Origin of the sequence: Actinokineospora fastidiosa, assembly GCF_014648415.1 — a bacterium.
Classification (GTDB): Bacteria; Actinomycetota; Actinomycetes; order Mycobacteriales; family Pseudonocardiaceae; genus Actinokineospora; species Actinokineospora fastidiosa.
This window is the reverse complement of record NZ_BMRB01000002.1, coordinates 820,421-834,942: the sequence shown is the minus strand read 5'-3', so window position 1 is coordinate 834,942 and position 14,522 is coordinate 820,421. Positions and strand designations below refer to the sequence as shown.

General features: G+C 72.7%; 16 protein-coding genes. 15 read left to right on the top strand and 1 reads right to left on the bottom strand.

Annotation, left to right across the window (positions count from 1 at the left end):
- Positions 1-50 precede the first annotated feature (50 nt).
- The 15 genes from IEY98_RS13730 (at position 51) to IEY98_RS13660 (ending at position 14,283) form a co-directional block, all read left to right on the top strand.
- A complete protein-coding gene (locus IEY98_RS13730; RefSeq protein ID WP_189210809.1) occupies positions 51-545 on the top strand; it encodes a hypothetical protein in 495 nt (164 codons plus the stop codon).
- The gene (locus tag IEY98_RS13725; RefSeq protein ID WP_189210808.1) at positions 542-925 is read left to right on the top strand and encodes an SPW repeat domain-containing protein; all 384 of its coding nucleotides are present in this window, start codon (positions 542-544) and stop codon (positions 923-925) included. The genes IEY98_RS13730 and IEY98_RS13725 overlap by 4 nt, the downstream gene beginning before the upstream one ends.
- Before the next feature lie 80 nt (positions 926-1,005).
- Positions 1,006-1,332, top strand: a complete 327-nt coding sequence (locus IEY98_RS13720) for an STAS domain-containing protein (RefSeq protein WP_189210807.1) — start codon at positions 1,006-1,008, stop codon at positions 1,330-1,332.
- 61 nt (positions 1,333-1,393) lie between these two features.
- A complete protein-coding gene (locus IEY98_RS13715) occupies positions 1,394-1,717 on the top strand; it encodes a hypothetical protein (RefSeq protein WP_189210806.1) in 324 nt (107 codons plus the stop codon).
- A gap of 2 nt (positions 1,718-1,719) precedes the next feature.
- Positions 1,720-3,252, top strand: a complete 1,533-nt coding sequence (locus IEY98_RS13710; protein WP_189210805.1) for a sensor histidine kinase — start codon at positions 1,720-1,722, stop codon at positions 3,250-3,252.
- Positions 3,249-3,908 (top strand): response regulator transcription factor, encoded by a 660-nt coding sequence (locus tag IEY98_RS13705; RefSeq protein WP_189211782.1) that lies wholly within the window; start codon positions 3,249-3,251, stop codon positions 3,906-3,908. The genes IEY98_RS13710 and IEY98_RS13705 overlap by 4 nt, the downstream gene beginning before the upstream one ends.
- Positions 3,909-3,935: 27 nt before the next feature.
- On the top strand, positions 3,936-4,445 hold the full coding sequence (locus IEY98_RS13700; RefSeq protein WP_189210804.1) for a GNAT family N-acetyltransferase: 510 nt from the start codon (positions 3,936-3,938) through the stop codon (positions 4,443-4,445).
- Positions 4,446-4,981: 536 nt separating this feature from the next.
- A complete protein-coding gene (locus IEY98_RS13695; RefSeq protein WP_189210803.1) occupies positions 4,982-6,079 on the top strand; it encodes an ROK family transcriptional regulator in 1,098 nt (365 codons plus the stop codon).
- 26 nt (positions 6,080-6,105) lie between these two features.
- A complete protein-coding gene (ngcE, locus tag IEY98_RS13690) occupies positions 6,106-7,512 on the top strand; it encodes an N-acetylglucosamine/diacetylchitobiose ABC transporter substrate-binding protein (RefSeq protein ID WP_189210802.1) in 1,407 nt (468 codons plus the stop codon).
- Between the two features lie 3 nt (positions 7,513-7,515).
- Positions 7,516-8,421, top strand: a complete 906-nt coding sequence (locus IEY98_RS13685; RefSeq protein WP_189210801.1) for a carbohydrate ABC transporter permease — start codon at positions 7,516-7,518, stop codon at positions 8,419-8,421.
- On the top strand, positions 8,418-9,257 hold the full coding sequence (locus IEY98_RS13680; RefSeq protein WP_189210800.1) for a carbohydrate ABC transporter permease: 840 nt from the start codon (positions 8,418-8,420) through the stop codon (positions 9,255-9,257). Before IEY98_RS13685 ends, IEY98_RS13680 begins: the two co-directional genes overlap by 4 nt.
- Entirely contained in the window at positions 9,254-10,507 is a 1,254-nt protein-coding gene (locus tag IEY98_RS13675; protein WP_189210799.1) for a family 4 glycosyl hydrolase, read from the top strand. Before IEY98_RS13680 ends, IEY98_RS13675 begins: the two co-directional genes overlap by 4 nt.
- On the top strand, positions 10,504-11,481 hold the full coding sequence (locus IEY98_RS13670; protein ID WP_189210798.1) for an N-acetylglucosamine kinase: 978 nt from the start codon (positions 10,504-10,506) through the stop codon (positions 11,479-11,481). The genes IEY98_RS13675 and IEY98_RS13670 overlap by 4 nt, the downstream gene beginning before the upstream one ends.
- Positions 11,482-11,537: 56 nt before the next feature.
- A complete protein-coding gene (locus tag IEY98_RS13665; RefSeq protein WP_229786889.1) occupies positions 11,538-12,719 on the top strand; it encodes a sugar efflux transporter in 1,182 nt (393 codons plus the stop codon).
- On the top strand, positions 12,712-14,283 hold the full coding sequence (locus IEY98_RS13660; protein WP_189210797.1) for an alkaline phosphatase D family protein: 1,572 nt from the start codon (positions 12,712-12,714) through the stop codon (positions 14,281-14,283). Before IEY98_RS13665 ends, IEY98_RS13660 begins: the two co-directional genes overlap by 8 nt.
- Here IEY98_RS13660 and IEY98_RS13655 read toward each other — a convergent pair.
- On the bottom strand, positions 14,270-14,446 hold the full coding sequence (locus IEY98_RS13655) for a hypothetical protein (protein ID WP_189210796.1): 177 nt from the start codon (positions 14,444-14,446) through the stop codon (positions 14,270-14,272). The two genes, IEY98_RS13660 and IEY98_RS13655, sit on opposite strands and share 14 nt — an antisense overlap.
- Positions 14,447-14,522 lie beyond the last annotated feature (76 nt).

Below are 14,522 nucleotides of genomic sequence, written 5' to 3'. Positions count from 1 at the left end.
CAAAGATCCCGACCGGCCGATCTCAACACTGCCGGACGACGCTGGGGAGCATGACGGGGACGATCGACGCGCGGACCACCGTCCTGCTCGCCAGCGAGGCGCTGCTGCTCTGGCCGAGGGGGGAGTCCCAGCACGTCGACCCGGCGGTCGCCGACCTCTGGCCGGTGTTCGCCGTGGTCGTCGACGACCGGCACCTGCGCCGCGCCCCCGGCGGGCGCGCGCTCCAGGGCCGCATCGACGGCAGGCACTCCTTCACGCTGCTCGACGGCGTCGCGCGCTGGCAGGTGCTCACCGCCGACGCGCCGCTGCTGGGGCTGACCGTGCGCGCCGAGGCCCCGGTCCCGGTCGGCCTCGACCTGGTGATCCCGGCGAAGTCGCTGGTCGGCGAGCTGGGGCGGCTGGCGGCCGGGCCCACCGTCGGCATCACCACCAGCGGCCGGGCCGCCGCCCTGGCCGCGGGCGCCGACGTGCGCACCGCGCTGCGCGTGCTCGCCCTGGCCCGCAGCGCCCCCTGCCCCGAGCTGACCGCGCTGGCGGCCCCGTGACCAGGCGCGTCCCCGAGGCGGCCACGCAGGTGCCCGGCCTGGTCAGCGGGGTGCTGCTGGTGCTGGGCGCCTGGCTGGTCGTGTTCTCCGTGACCGGCGTCTACGGCGCCGACCGCGGCTTCGACGCGCCCTGGAACGACCGGGTCGCAGGCCTGCTCGCCATCGCGCTCGGCGTCGTCCGCGTCGCCCGCCGGGTCCGGCTGCGCACCGCGTCCGGGATCGCCCTGGGCCTGGGCCTGTGGCTGCTGGTGTCCCCGTTCGTGCTGAACTACGGTTTCGGCGCGGACACCGCCATGGCCATCCTGGTCGACGTCGCCGCGGGCACGTCGATCGCCGCGCTGGCCCTGGTGGAGACCCTGAACGCGAAACCGTCGGTGTGAGCGGGGCGGCGCGCGGGTATCTGGGCGGGTGTCGGCCGAAGTCGGCGGTGAGCGGGACGGACAGGAGTTGGGCGGACGCGGTGAGCGCTGAACCGGCACGGCTCGTGGTGAGCCATCTCGCGGCGGTGGACGGTGGGCACACGGTGGTGCTCGACGGCGAACTGGACTACCAGACGGCGCCGGACTTCGTCGCGGTGCTCGACGAGATCCCCGTGGACGACGGCGCGCGCGTCGACCTGGACCTCGCTGCCGTCCCGTTCTGCGACTCCGCGGGCATCGCCGCGCTGGTGCGCGCGTATCAGCTGGTCAATAAGGGCCAGGGGAAGCTGCGCGTCGTGGCCATGGACCCGAGGGTGCGCCGCACCCTGGAGCTGACCGGTCTGGCGCAATTGTTCACCCAGCCGTAGATGAGGGAATCCTCATCCCGGGTTCATCCAGGACCCCGGGATCGAGGAGAGGATGACTGGCATGGCGTCGCCCAGCCCCCGCACGGCCGTGCTGCTCGCGGTCGTCGCGCTGCCGCTGTGCGCCGCGGCCGCCAGCTACGCCCTCGCCGACGATCCCGTGCCGCAGGTCCCCACCGAAGTCCGGATCGGCGAGGTCACCGGCCCGCGCACGACGTCGACGCCGCCGAGTTCGGCGATCGGCACGACGCGGCCCCGCGTGGTCTCGCCCGCGCCCCCCGTGGACGGTGGTGACGATGATGGCGACGACGAATCTGACGACAGCGACGAATCCGAAGACGGCGACGAATCCGACTATGCCGACGACGATCGCGACGACGGCGACTGACCATGACGGCGACTGACGGCAGCCCCGCGGTCGGGCCGCCGCGGGGAGCCGCCGCGCCGTCGACGGACCCCGACCGCTCGCCGCTGTCCGGTCCGCTCCCGGTCGCCCGGCGCAGGCGAGTGGTGCCCGCCCGCGCGCGGATCATGGCCTGGATGCTGCTGCTGATGGCGGTGGTCTCGCTGACCGTGACGGTGGTGACCCGCAACCTGCTCATGCAGCGGGTGGACGCCCAGGTCAGCGCCGCGCTGCAACAGGAGGTCCAGGAGCTGCAGGAGGTCGCCGAGAGCGGCGTCGACCGGGCGACCCAGCAGCCGTTCCGCGACGTCTACGAACTGCTCTACAACCATCTGCAGCGTCAGTTCCCCGACGACGACGAGGTGCTCGTCGGCTGGATCGGCCCGGTCGAGACCGGCGAGGCGCTGCGGCAGAACCGGGCCGAGCCGTTCCCGCTCGCCGACCGGCCCGACGTGCTCATGCCGATCCTGGGCTCGGCCGACACCAGCGGGTCGGCGCCCACCGACGCCGGGGAGATGCGCTGGGTGAAGGCCCCGGTCGTGCACTCGGCGAACCCGGGGGACAGCGGCGCGTTCGTCGTCGGGTACCTCGTCGACCGGGACCGGGCCGAGGTCAGCGAGACGATCCAGACGCTGGTGCTGGTCAGCGTGCTCGGCCTGCTGTTCGCCGGGGTCGCGGCCTGGGTGGTGGCAGGCCAGATCCTGGCCCCGGTGCGGCTCGTGCGCCAGGCCGCCGCCGAGATCGGCGAGCACGACCTGACCCAGCGCATCCCGGTCAACGGCAACGACGACATCGCCGCGCTGGCCGAGCAGTTCAACGCGATGCTGGACCGGCTGGAGCAGGCGTTCGCCGCGCAGCGGCAGTTCGTCGACGACGCCAGCCACGAGCTGCGCACCCCGATCACGATCGTGCGCGGACACCTGGAGCTGATGGGCGACGACCCGGCCGACCGCGCCGCCGTCGTGCGGCTGTGCACCGACGAGCTGGACCGGATGAACCGCATCGTGGCCGACCTGCTGGTGCTGGCCAAGGCGGAGCGGCCCGACTTCGTGCGGGTGGAGCCGGTCGAGGTGGCGGAGCTGACCAGCGACATCTACGCCAAGGTCCGGGCCATCGCCGACCGCAGGTGGCTGGTGGAGGCCATCGGCGAGGGCGTGGCGCACGTCGACCCGCAGCGGGTCACGCAGGCGATGGTGCAGCTGGCGCAGAACGCCGTCCAGCACACCGGCGACGGCGACGACGTGCTGATCGGCTCGTCCATGCTGGACGGCAGGGTGGCGTTCTGGGTCACCGACCGCGGGCCGGGCGTGCCGCCGGGGGACCAGTCGAAGATCTTCGACCGGTTCAGCCGGGGCGCCACCGGCGGGGCCTCGGCGCACCGCTCCGGCGCCGGGCTCGGCCTGGCCATCGTCCGCGCGATCGCCGAGGCGCACGGCGGCGGGGTCCGGCTGGTGTCCGTGCCCGGCCAGGGCGCGTCCTTCGGCATCGACCTGCCCGCCGACCGAGGAGGGAACCGCTGAACCGCATCCTAGTGGCCGAGGACGAGGAGCGCATCGCCGCGTTCGTCAAGAAGGGCCTGACCGCCAACGGCTTCGCCACGACCGTCGTCGGCGACGGTCCGACGGCCGTGGACTTCCTGCTGACCGGCGGCTTCGACCTCATGGTCCTCGACATCGGCCTGCCCGGCCGCGACGGCTTCAGCGTCCTGCGCGCCGTCCGGGAGGCGAAGGTGACCACCCCGGTCATCATCCTGACGGCCCGCGACTCGGTGCACGACACCGTCGCGGGCCTGGAGGGCGGCGCGGACGACTACATGACGAAGCCGTTCCGCTTCGAGGAGCTGCTGGCCCGCGTCCGCCTGCGCCTGCGCGCCGACCGCGCCCCGGAGGTCACCGTCCTGCGCGGCGGCGACCTGTCGCTCGACCTGCGCACCCGGCGCGCCCAGGTGGGGGCCAGGACGGTGGAGCTGACGGCGCGCGAGTTCGTCCTGCTGGAACTGTTCCTGCGCCACCCCGGCCAGGTCCTCTCCCGCGAGCAGATCCTCTCCCACGTCTGGGGCTACGACTTCGACCCGGGATCGAACATCGTGGACGTGTACGTGCGCGCGCTGCGCCGCAAACTCGGCGCGGAACACATCACGACGGTCCGTGGCATGGGTTACGCTTTCGCCCGCTGACCGGCCCTGCGCTGCTTGGATGGCAGCGTGATCGAACGACTCGACGCCGACGGCCTCACCTCGGCGGCCGACGACCTCGCCGCCCTCCTCCGCGACGTGACCGACACCGGCTCGTCCGTCGGTTTCCTGGCGCCCCTGGCCGAGGCCGAGGCCAAGGCGTGGTGGCTGGACCTGCGCCCGGGCGTGTCCGACGGCAGCGTCCTGCTGTGGGCGGCCAGGCACGAGGGCCGCGTGGTCGGCACGGTCCAACTCCGCCCGTCGCGGATGCCCAACGGAACCCACCGGGCCGAATTGGCCAAGCTCATGGTCCACACCTCCGCCCGAGGCCAGGGCCTGGGCAGGAAGCTGCTGCAGACGGCGGAGGACGCAGCTCGCGCGGAGGGCCTGCGCCTCCTCATCCTCGACACCGAAGAGGACAGCCCCGCCGAACCCCTCTACCGCTCAGCGGGCTGGACCGAGTCCGGCCGCATCCCCGACTACGCCGCCGACCCCACCGGCACCCTCCGCCCGACCGTCTACTTCTACCGCAGACTCTGACCGAGACTGGGAACAGCTCAGGAAACAGGACCGGGGAACAGAACTCAGGAAGCGGTCCCACGGAACAGGCGGCATCGAGCCGGGCCGCGTCGAGGCAGGCGGCGTCGAGCCAAGCCGCGTCGAGCCAAGCCGTGTCGAGCCGGGCGGCGTCGAGGCAGGCGGCGTAGAGCTGGGCGGCGTGGAGACAGGCGGCGTGGAGCCGGGCGGCGTCGAGGCAGGCGGCATCGAGCCAGGCCGCGTCGAACCAGGGCCACGTGGCCAGGCCCCTGGGGAAGGAACTCCCACGGGGCAGCCTCCACCGGAGGAGCCGTCGCCGTGCGAGCGCCGCCCGGGGAGCCGCCGCCGCGCGTCCATTCCCTCCGTCCTCGCCCTCTCTCCCAAGCGAACGGCCTCCGTCCGCCGTCCATAACGCCAGCATCCATGGTCTAGACCTATGCCGCCGATCGGGCCAACCACTGCGGCCGGACGTTCGCTTGTGAGTGGTCTAGGCCACCCCGATAGTTAGGAAAGTTTCCTACCCCCCACGGAGGTGCGCCATGGCGGTCCCTGGCACCCTCCGCACGCTCAACGACCAGGCAGTGTTGTCGCTGCTGATCGACCGAGGCCCGCTCACCCGTCCGGAGATCGCCGCCGCGAGCGGGCTCTCCAAACCCACGGTGTCGCAAGTGCTCACCCGCCTGAGCGGCATCATCACCGCCGACGGCCCCCGCACCGGGCTCCCCGGGCGGACGGCCGAGGTCTACCGCGTCGGCCCCCACAAGGCGGCCGCGGTCGACGTCACCCCCAAGCGCATAGCCGCCCGCATTGTCGCGGTGACCGGCGAGACGGTCGGCGAGCACCGGCTGCCCACGCCCGGCCGTTCGGGCGGGGACGTCCTCGAGCGCCTCCGCACCGCCATCACGAACGCGGGCGCGCCGCCGGAGTCCCTCGACCACATCGTCATCGGCGTCCCCGGCGCGGTCGACCCCCGCACCGGCAGGCTCGCCTTCGCCGCGCACCTCCCCGGCTGGCACCGGCCGCACCTGCTCGACTGGCTCGCCGACGGGCTGCGGACCGACATCGCCGTGGAGAACGACGTCAACCTCGCCGCCGAGGCCGAGCGCTCGGCGACCGGGGAGACCGACTTCGCCCTCTACTGGGGCGCCGAGGGCATCGGCACCGCCCTGGTCCTGGACGGCCGCCTGCACCGGGGCGCGGGCGGCGGCGCTGGCGAGATCGGCTACCTCCCCGTCCCCGGCGCCCCCACCGCGCGGGACACCGGGCGCACCTCGGTGCACGGCCTGCAGTCCATCGCGGGCGGGGCCGCGCTCGGCAGGCTCCTGCACACCCGCAACCCCGCCGCCGCGATGGCGACGGCCGACGACAGCACGCTCGACGAGATCGCCCACCGGGTCGCGCTGGGCATCGCCGCGGTCGTCGCCGTCGTCGACCCGGGCGTGGTCGTGCTCAGCGGCCACGTCGTGCTCGCGGGCGGCGAGCGGCTGCGCGCCCGGGTCGAGCGCGCGCTGCACACCCTGACGCTGCCGCAGCCGCCCGTCCGCCGCACCGCGGTCCGCGACGACCCGGTGCTCGCGGGCGCGGCCGTCCTCGCCCGGGCCAAGACCCGGGACACCCTGCTGACCCGGGTCGGCTGACCCCGCACACCCCAAGGAGATCCGCCATGACCTTCAACCGCCGTCGGATGCTGCACGGCTTAGGCGGCCTCGCCGTCCTCACCGCCGTCCCCGCGTGCGCGTTCGGCGGGAACGAAGCCGAGACCCCCACCGGCCCGACCGGCGACGCCGGGCCGGAGAACCCCTTCGGCGTGGCCGAGGACGCCGCGCTGGAGGTGGTCATCTTCAAGGGCGGCCTCGGCGACGCCTACGCCACCGAGGTCCACGAGCCGATGTACGCCCAGCGGTTCCCGGGCGCCAAGGTCGAGCACGTCGCCACCCAGCAGATCGCCCAGACCCTGCAGCCGCGCTTCGCAGGCGGCGACGTCCCGGACGTGATCGCCAACTCCGGCACCGACCTGATGGACCTCGGCGCGCTGGTCGACGCGAACCAGCTGCTCGACCTCACCCCGCTGTTCGACGCCCCCGCCATCGACGACCCCAAGGTCAAGGTGCGCGACCGCGTCGTCAACGGCTCGATCGAGGCCGGTCTCGTCGGCGGCAAGCCGCACGCCCTCATGTACGTCTACACCGCGTACGGCCTGTGGTACGACGCCAAGCTGTTCGAGGCCAACGGCTGGCAGCCCGCCCAGACCTGGGCCGACTTCGACGCGCTCTGCGCCAAGATCAAGGCCAAGGGCCTGCACCCGTTCGCCTACCCCGGCAAGAACGCCGCCTACTACCAGTACTGGTCGATCCTGGTCTCCGCGGCCAAGATCGGCGGCAACAAGGTCCTGGTCGACATCGACAACCTCGTCGACGGCGCGTGGACCGCCGACCCGGTGAAGCAGTCGGCCGCGGCGTGGGCCGAGATCGGCGCGAAGTACCTCGACAAGTCCTACGAGGGCCTGACCCACACCGAGGTGCAGACCGCGCAGAACCAGGGCCGCATCGGCTTCTTCCCCTGCGGCTCCTGGCTGGAGAACGAGCAGAAGGACCAGACCCCCGACAGCTTCGAGTACGCGATGTGCCCGCTGCCGAGCGTCACCGGCGGCGACGCCATGCCCTACGCCGCGATCCGCACCGCCGCGGGCGAGGGCTACATCGTGCCGTCGCAGGCGAAGAACTCCGCGGGCGGCCTGGAGTACCTGCGGATCATGCTCTCCCACGAGGGCGCGCGCGGCTTCACCGAGCGGACCGGCAGCATCACCATCGTCAAGGGCGCGGCGGACGGCCTGCCGCTCTCGCCCGGCAACAAGAGCGTCGCCGCCGCCCAGAGCGCCGCGGGCGACAACATCGTCACCTACAACGCCTTCGAGAACTGGTACAAGGAGCTGGAGACCGAGCTGCGCGCCAAGACCAACGCGCTGATGTTCGGCCGCATCACCGCCGACCAGTTCTGCGCGGAGATGCAGGCCAAGGCCGACGCGGTGAAGGCCGACTCGTCCATCCCGAAGCAGCAGCGGAACGGCTGAGCGATGCGGCGTGGCAGCGGCAAGTTCGTCGCCGGGTTCCTGGCCCTGCCGGTGCTGGTGTACCTGGTCTTCGTCATCGGCCCGTACCTGCAGGCGTTCTACCTCGCGCTGACCGACTGGCGCGGCGTGTCGGGGTCGCCGGAGTTCATCGGCCTCGGCAACTTCGAGCGCCTGCTGGGCGACGCGACCTTCTGGAAAGCGGTGTCCCACCACGCGATCCTGCTGGTCGTGCTGCCGCTGGCCACGCTGGGCATCGCGCTGTTCTTCGCCTTCCTCATCAACGCTGGCGCCCGGTCGGGCACCCGGGGCGTGTGGGGATCGCGGTTCTACCAGGCGGTGTTCTTCTTCCCGCAGGTGCTGGCCGTGGCCGCGGTCGGCGTGCTGTTCCAGGCGGTGTACCGGCCCGACTCCGGCGGCATCCTCAACGGGCTGCTCAACGCGGTCGGGCTGGACAACGTCGGCTGGCTCACCGATCCCGACCTCGCGCTGTGGTCGATCATCGCCGTGCTGGTGTGGCAGGCCGTCGGGTTCTACGTCGTGCTGTTCTCCGCGGGCATGGCGGCGATCCCCAAGGAGATCCACGAGGCCGCCGCGCTGGACGGCGCCGGGCGGGGGCGCATGTTCTTCAGCGTGACCCTGCCGCTGCTGTGGGACAGCCTGCAGGCCGCGTGGGTGTACCTGGGCATCGCGGCGTTCGACGGGTTCGCCCTGGTCGCCGTGCTCTCGGTGAACCGGGGCGGCCCGGACGGCGCGACCACGGTGCTGCCCCTGGAGATCTGGCGCACCGCGTTCAGCTTCTCCAAGTTCGGCTACGCCGCGGCGATGGGCGTCGCCCTGTTCTTCCTCACGCTGACCTTCGCCCTGCTCGCCCTGCGCGTCACCAGGCGGGAACGGATCGATCTGGCATGAAGGCGTCCCAACGCGCCCTCAACGGGCTCTCCCACGTCGCGCTCGCCGTCTGGGCGGTCACGGTCATCCTGCCGATCGTCTGGACGTTCCTGGCCTCGTTCAAGACCAACACCGAGATCTTCACCGACCCGCTCGGCCTGCCCGCCACCCCGTCGTTCGACTCGTGGGGCCGGGCGTGGGAGACCGCGCACGTCGGCCGGTACCTGATCAACAGCGTCGTGGTCGTCACCGCGGCCACCGCGGGCACGATGCTGCTCGGCTCGATGGCCGCCTACGTGCTGGCCCGCTACTCCTTCCGCGGGAACCGGTTCCTCTACTACCTGTTCGTCTCCGGCCTGGTGTTCCCGGTGTTCCTCGCCTTGGTCCCGCTGTTCTTCGTCGTGCGCAACCTCGGTCTGCTCGACACCCACACCGGCCTCGTGCTGGTCTACATCGCGTACTCGCTGCCGTTCACGGTGTTCTTCCTGGCCGCGTTCTTCCGCACGCTGCCCGACCAGATCGCCGAGTCCGCACTGCTCGACGGCGCGTCGCACACCCGCATCTTCTTCAGCGTCATGCTGCCGATGGCCAAACCGGGCCTGGTCAGCATCACGATCTTCAACGTCATCGGGCAGTGGAACCAGTACCTGCTGCCGATCGTGCTGCTGTCCGGGGCCGTCGAGGACAAGTGGGTGCTCACCCAGGGCATCGCGAACATCTCCACCAGCGCTGGGTACCAGGCGGACTGGCCCGCCCTGTTCGCCGCGCTGAGCCTGACCATCCTGCCCGCGCTGGCGGTCTACCTCGTCTTCCAGCGCCAGATCCAAGCCGGACTCACCACGGGAGCACTGAAGTGAAACTCGCCGTCGTCGGAGGCGCGTCGACCTACACGCCGGAGCTGGTCGACGGCCTGGCCCGCCTGCGCGACGACCTCCCGGTGACCGAGCTGGCCCTGCTCGACCCCGACAAGGAGCGGCTGGCCCTGGTCGCCGGGATGTCCGCGCGCATCCTGCGCAGGGCGGGCCACCCGGCCGTGGTGTCCACTCCGGACACGATCGACGATGCCGCTGCCGACGCGTCGGCCGTGCTGTTCCAGCTCCGCGTGGGCGGGCAGGCCGCCAGGCACGTGGACGAGACGCTGCCGCTGGAGTGCGGCTGCGTCGGCCAGGAGACCGTCGGCGCGGGCGGGCTGGCGATGGCGCTGCGCACCGTCCCCGTCGTGCTGGAGCTGGCCGCGCGCGTCGCGGCGGTCGCGCCGTCGGCGTGGATCGTCGACTTCACCAACCCCGTCGGCATCGTGACCCGCGCGCTGCTCGACGCGGGCCACCGGGCGCTCGGCCTGTGCAACGTGGCGATCGGCTTCCAGCGCCGCTTCGCGAAGCTGCTGGGCGTCGCGCCCGAGCGGGTGGCGCTCGACCACGTCGGTCTGAACCACCTGACCTGGGAGCGCGCGGTGTACGTCGGCGGGGAGGACGTGCTGCCCGCGCTGCTGGACAAGCACGGCGAGGAGATCGCCGCCCAGGTCGGCCTCCCGGTGTCGCTGCTGCGGCGGCTGGGCGTCGTCCCGTCGTACTACCTGCGCTACTACTACGAGCACGACGCGGTCGTGAAGGAGCAGGTGGCGGGGGAGTCGCGGGCGAGCGCGGTCGCCGAGATCGAGTCCGAGCTGCTGCGCCTGTACGCCGACCCGTCCGTGGACACGAAGCCGGAGCTGCTGGGCAGGCGCGGGGGAGCGTTCTACTCCGAGGCCGCCGTCGCCCTGCTCGCGTCGCTGCTGGGCGACGCGCCCGCCGTGCACGTGGTCAACATGCGCAACAACGGCGCGCTCCCGTTCCTGCCCGACCACGCCGTGGTCGAGGTGCCCGCCACGATCAGCCCCTCCGGGGCGCAGAGCTGGCCGGTCCGCTCGGTGCCGCCGCTGTACTCCGGGCTGATCTCGCACGTGGCGGCGTACGAGTCCCTGGCGTGCCGGGCCGCCGTCCACGGCGGGATCGACCGGGTGGCCGACGCGCTGCTCGCCCACCCGCTGATCGGGCAGGCCTCCGTCGCCGAGGACCTGGCGGCGCGCCTGGTGGCGGCCAACCGCGAGCACCTGAGGTGGGCGTGAGCGCGCTCGCGGGCGAGCCGTCGGCGCAGCGGGCCGTCCTCGCGGTCGACGGCGGCAACAGCAAGACCGACATCGCCCTGGTGTCCGCCGACGGCACCGTGCTGGCCCGCGGCCGGGGCCCGGGCTTCACCCCGCACTCGATCGGCCCGCGCGCGGCGGTCGACACACTCGCCCGCGCCGTCGCCGACCTGGGCGTCCCGCTGCCGCCGGGCACGCACACCGCAGCCTGCCTCGCGGGCGCCGACCTCGCCGCCGACGAGCTGACCCTGACCTCGGAACTGCTCCGCCGCGGCGTCGGCGCGACGGTCAAGGTCGTCAACGACACCTTCGCCGTGCTGCGCGCGGGCGCGAGCCGCCCGTGGGGCGTGGCCGTGGTGTGCGGGGCGGGCGTCAACGCCGCGGGCATCGCCCCGGACGGCCGGACCGCGCGGTTCCCGTCGCTGGGCCGCCTCACCGGCGACTGGGGCGGCGGCGAGCACCTGGGCGAGGAGGTGCTCTGGCACGCGGTGCGCGCCGAGGACGGGCGCGGCCCCGGCACCGACCTGGCCGCGGCCGCCGCGGCGCACTTCGGCCGCGACCGCGCCACCGACGTCGCCATCGCGATCCACTGTGGACGGATTCCCCGGCTGGAGCTGCACGGCCTCGTCCCGGTCCTGCTCGCCACCGCGGAGTACGACGCCGTGGCCGCGGCGATCGTCGAGCGGCTGACCGAGGAGATTCACGCCCTCGGCTCGGTGATCCTCGACCGGCTCGGCCTGGTGGAGGCGGAGGTGGTGCTGGGCGGGGGAATCCTCGCCGCGGGCCACCGCGCGCTGACCGCCGCGATCCGCGCCCGGTACGCCGCCACGCACCCGAGGGCCACCCTGGTCGTGCTCGACGTGCCGCCGATCGTGGGCGCGGCCCGGCTTGGTCTGGACCACATCGGCGCCGACGACGCCGCGCACGCGCGGACGACCCGGCTGCTGAGCCCGTGAGCACACCCACACCAAATCCGTTTGGCCGCTGAATCAAATCAGACGACGATGGGCGGGTGGTCCCCGCTCCCGAGCGCGCTCGCTTGGTCCCCCTCGGCTCCGTCAGCCTCCTCACCGGCGTCGCCTACGCCCTCGTCGGCCCGTTCCTCTCCCTCTTCCTCGTCACCGAGCTGCACGCGGGCCCGGTGGCCGTCGGCGCCTTCCTCGTCACCAGCCAGGTCGCCGCCGTCGTCGCCAGCACGCTCATCGGCCGCTTCTCCGACACCCGCTCGGTCCGCAGGCAGCTCCTCGTCATCGGCGGGGCGACCGGCGCCCTCGGCTACGGCGTCTTCGCCGTCAGCCGGTCCTACTGGGTCCTCCTCGCCGTCTCGATCACCCTCTCCGCGGTGGCGTCGTCGCAGATGCCGCAGATGTTCGCCTACGCGCGGGAATCGCTCGGCGACAGCCCGAAAGCCCCGCTGGCCATCAGCGGGATCCGCACCCTGCTGTCCGTCGCGTGGGTCGCGGGCACCCCGCTGGCGGCGTTCCTCATCGCCGAGTCCGGGTTCACGCTGCTGTTCGCCGTCAGCGCGGGGATCTACGTCGTCGCGGCGCTGGCCGCCGCGGTCTGGCTGCCCTCGCTCGGCCGCGCGCCCGCGCCCCGGTCCCACGACAGCACGTCACCGCGAGGTCACATCGCCCTCGCCGCCGTCGCGTTCGGACTGATGCAGGCCGCGACCGCACTCGGCGTGCTGGCCATGCCGCTCTACGTCACCGAGAACCTCGGCGGCTCGACCGGGGACGCCGGGCTCATCCTCAGCCTCTGCGCGGCCATCGAGATCCCGCTGATGATCTGGTTCGGCTGGCTGGCCATCCGCTCCGACCACCGCAAGCTGGTCGTCATCGGCGCGGTCACCGCCATCGGCTACTACGCCGTCGTCACGCTGACCACCGAGGTCTGGCAGGTCGCGGTGGCGCAGGTGCTCAACGCCGTGGTCATCTCCGCGGTCATGGGCGTGGGCATCTCGTACTTCCAGGACCTGGCCCCGGATCGCCCGGGCGCGGCGACCACCCTCTTCACCAACACGGCCAAGGTCAGCTCGATGCTGGCGGGCGGTCTGCTCGGCCTGGCGCAGCACCTCGGCTATCGCAGCGCGTACGCGATCGGTCTCGGACTGAGTGTGGCGGGGTTGGCATTCCTGCTGGCCACACGCACGCGTCACCGCGCCGCAGCGGTGGTATCTCCCGCACGTGGCTGAACTGCTGTTAGGACCGTTACTGCGTTATGTCGACGCGTCGTGCGCCACCGTGTGGGTGGAGACCGACGCGCCCTGCGCCGTCGAGGTGGCGGGAGCCAAGGCGGACACGTTCGAGGTCGATGGCCGCCACTACGCCCTGGTCGTCATCGAGGGCGTCGACGGCCCGACCGAGTACGACGTGCGCATCGATGGCGACGTCGTGTGGCCGGAGCCGGACTCGCCGTTCCCGCCGAGCCGCATCACCCCGCTGACCGGCGACACCCTGCGCCTGGTCTTCGGCTCCTGCCGCAAACCCGACGGGCGCGAGTGGGGGCCGGACGCCCTCGCCGCCTACGCCCTGCGCCTGGCCGAGGCAGGCGAATGGCCAGACGCTCTGCTCCTGCTGGGCGACCAGGTCTACGCCGACGAGACCAGCGACGCCATGGCCGAGTGGATCGCCCAGCGGCGCGACATCGGCGAGCCGCCGGGCCGACAGGTGGCCGACTTCCAGGAGTACGCGCACCTCTACCGCGAGGCGTGGAGCAGCCCGGCCGTGCGGTGGCTGCTGTCCACCGTGCCCACGTCCATGATCTTCGACGACCACGACATGCACGACGACTGGAACACCTCGGCGTCCTGGCGCGCCGACGCGGCCCGCACGTCGTGGTGGGCCGAGCGCGAGCGCGGCGGCCTGATGGCGTACTGGATCTACCAGCACATCGGGAACCTGTCGCCGGACGAACTCGCCGCCGACGACACCTACCGCGCGGTCGTCACCGCCGACGGCGACACCGCCCCCATCCTGCGCGCCTTCGCCGACTCGGCGGTGGAGGAGATCGAGGGCAGGAAGAACACCCGCTGGAGCTACCGCCGCGACTTCGGCCCCGCGCGCTTCCTCGCCGTCGACACCCGCTGCGGCCGCGTCCTGCAGGAGCCGCGCGGGATGCTCAGCGACGCCGAGTTCGACTGGATCGAGGCCAACGCCGAAGGCGACCACCGGCACCTGCTGATCGGCTCGTCGCTGCCGTGGCTCATGCCCCCGGTGATCAGCCACCTGCAATCGATGAACGAGGTCGCCTGCCGCCGTCCCGGTCTGCGCGGGCGCGTGGCCGAGTGGGTGCGCCGCAAGGCCGACCTGGAGCACTGGCCCGCGTTCCGCCGCTCGTCGGACCGCCTCGCGCGGCTCATCAACCGGGCCGCGGACTCGGGCATGACGGTGTGCGTGCTCTCCGGCGACGTGCACCACGTCTACGTCGCCGAGGCCCACTTCGACCAGCCGACCGCCGCCCGCGTCTTCCAGCTGACCTGCTCGCCGATGCACAACGCCGCCGAACGCTTCCTGCGCCCGCTGTTCGTCATGGCGTGGTGGCGTCCGCTGGCCCGCGTGTTCCGCTGGCTGATGCTGCGCTCACCGGAGATCGAGCCGCTCCCGGTCGAGTGGACCAAACTGCACGGGCCGGACTTCGGCAACACCATCGCCACGCTGCGCATCGACGGCGACCACGTGGCCGTGGACCTCGAACGCGCCCGAGGCGACTCCGACCGCCCCCGGCTGGAACCGCTGCCGACGATCAGGCTGAACTAGGGCCGCCCGCCGCGGCCAGGACACAGGCCTCCACGGCCACCGCTTCCTCCACCCCGGCCTCGAACAGCGTGATCCAGCACCCTTCCAGGTCCCCGGTCTCGCCTTCGGCGCACCCCTGCTCGAACACGTCGCCGACGTGTCCGTGCGGGGCGAGAAAAGCCACGCACGCCTCCTGGTCGGCCTCCGCGGAACCCGCCATCGGGACGGCGGCGGCCATCACCAACGCCGAGATGCTGGCG

What these genes read in the sequence shown, in the direction of transcription:
- IEY98_RS13730 (WP_189210809.1), top strand. Translation starts at nt 51, where the DNA reads ATGACGGGGACGATCGACGCGCGGACCACCGTCCTGCTCGCCAGCGAG.
- IEY98_RS13715 (WP_189210806.1), top strand. Translation starts at nt 1,394, where the DNA reads ATGGCGTCGCCCAGCCCCCGCACGGCCGTGCTGCTCGCGGTCGTCGCG.
- IEY98_RS13710 (WP_189210805.1), top strand. Translation starts at nt 1,720, where the DNA reads ATGACGGCGACTGACGGCAGCCCCGCGGTCGGGCCGCCGCGGGGAGCC.
- IEY98_RS13695 (WP_189210803.1), top strand. Translation starts at nt 4,982, where the DNA reads ATGGCGGTCCCTGGCACCCTCCGCACGCTCAACGACCAGGCAGTGTTG.
- ngcE (WP_189210802.1), top strand. Translation starts at nt 6,106, where the DNA reads ATGACCTTCAACCGCCGTCGGATGCTGCACGGCTTAGGCGGCCTCGCC.
- IEY98_RS13685 (WP_189210801.1), top strand. Translation starts at nt 7,516, where the DNA reads ATGCGGCGTGGCAGCGGCAAGTTCGTCGCCGGGTTCCTGGCCCTGCCG.
- IEY98_RS13680 (WP_189210800.1), top strand. Translation starts at nt 8,418, where the DNA reads ATGAAGGCGTCCCAACGCGCCCTCAACGGGCTCTCCCACGTCGCGCTC.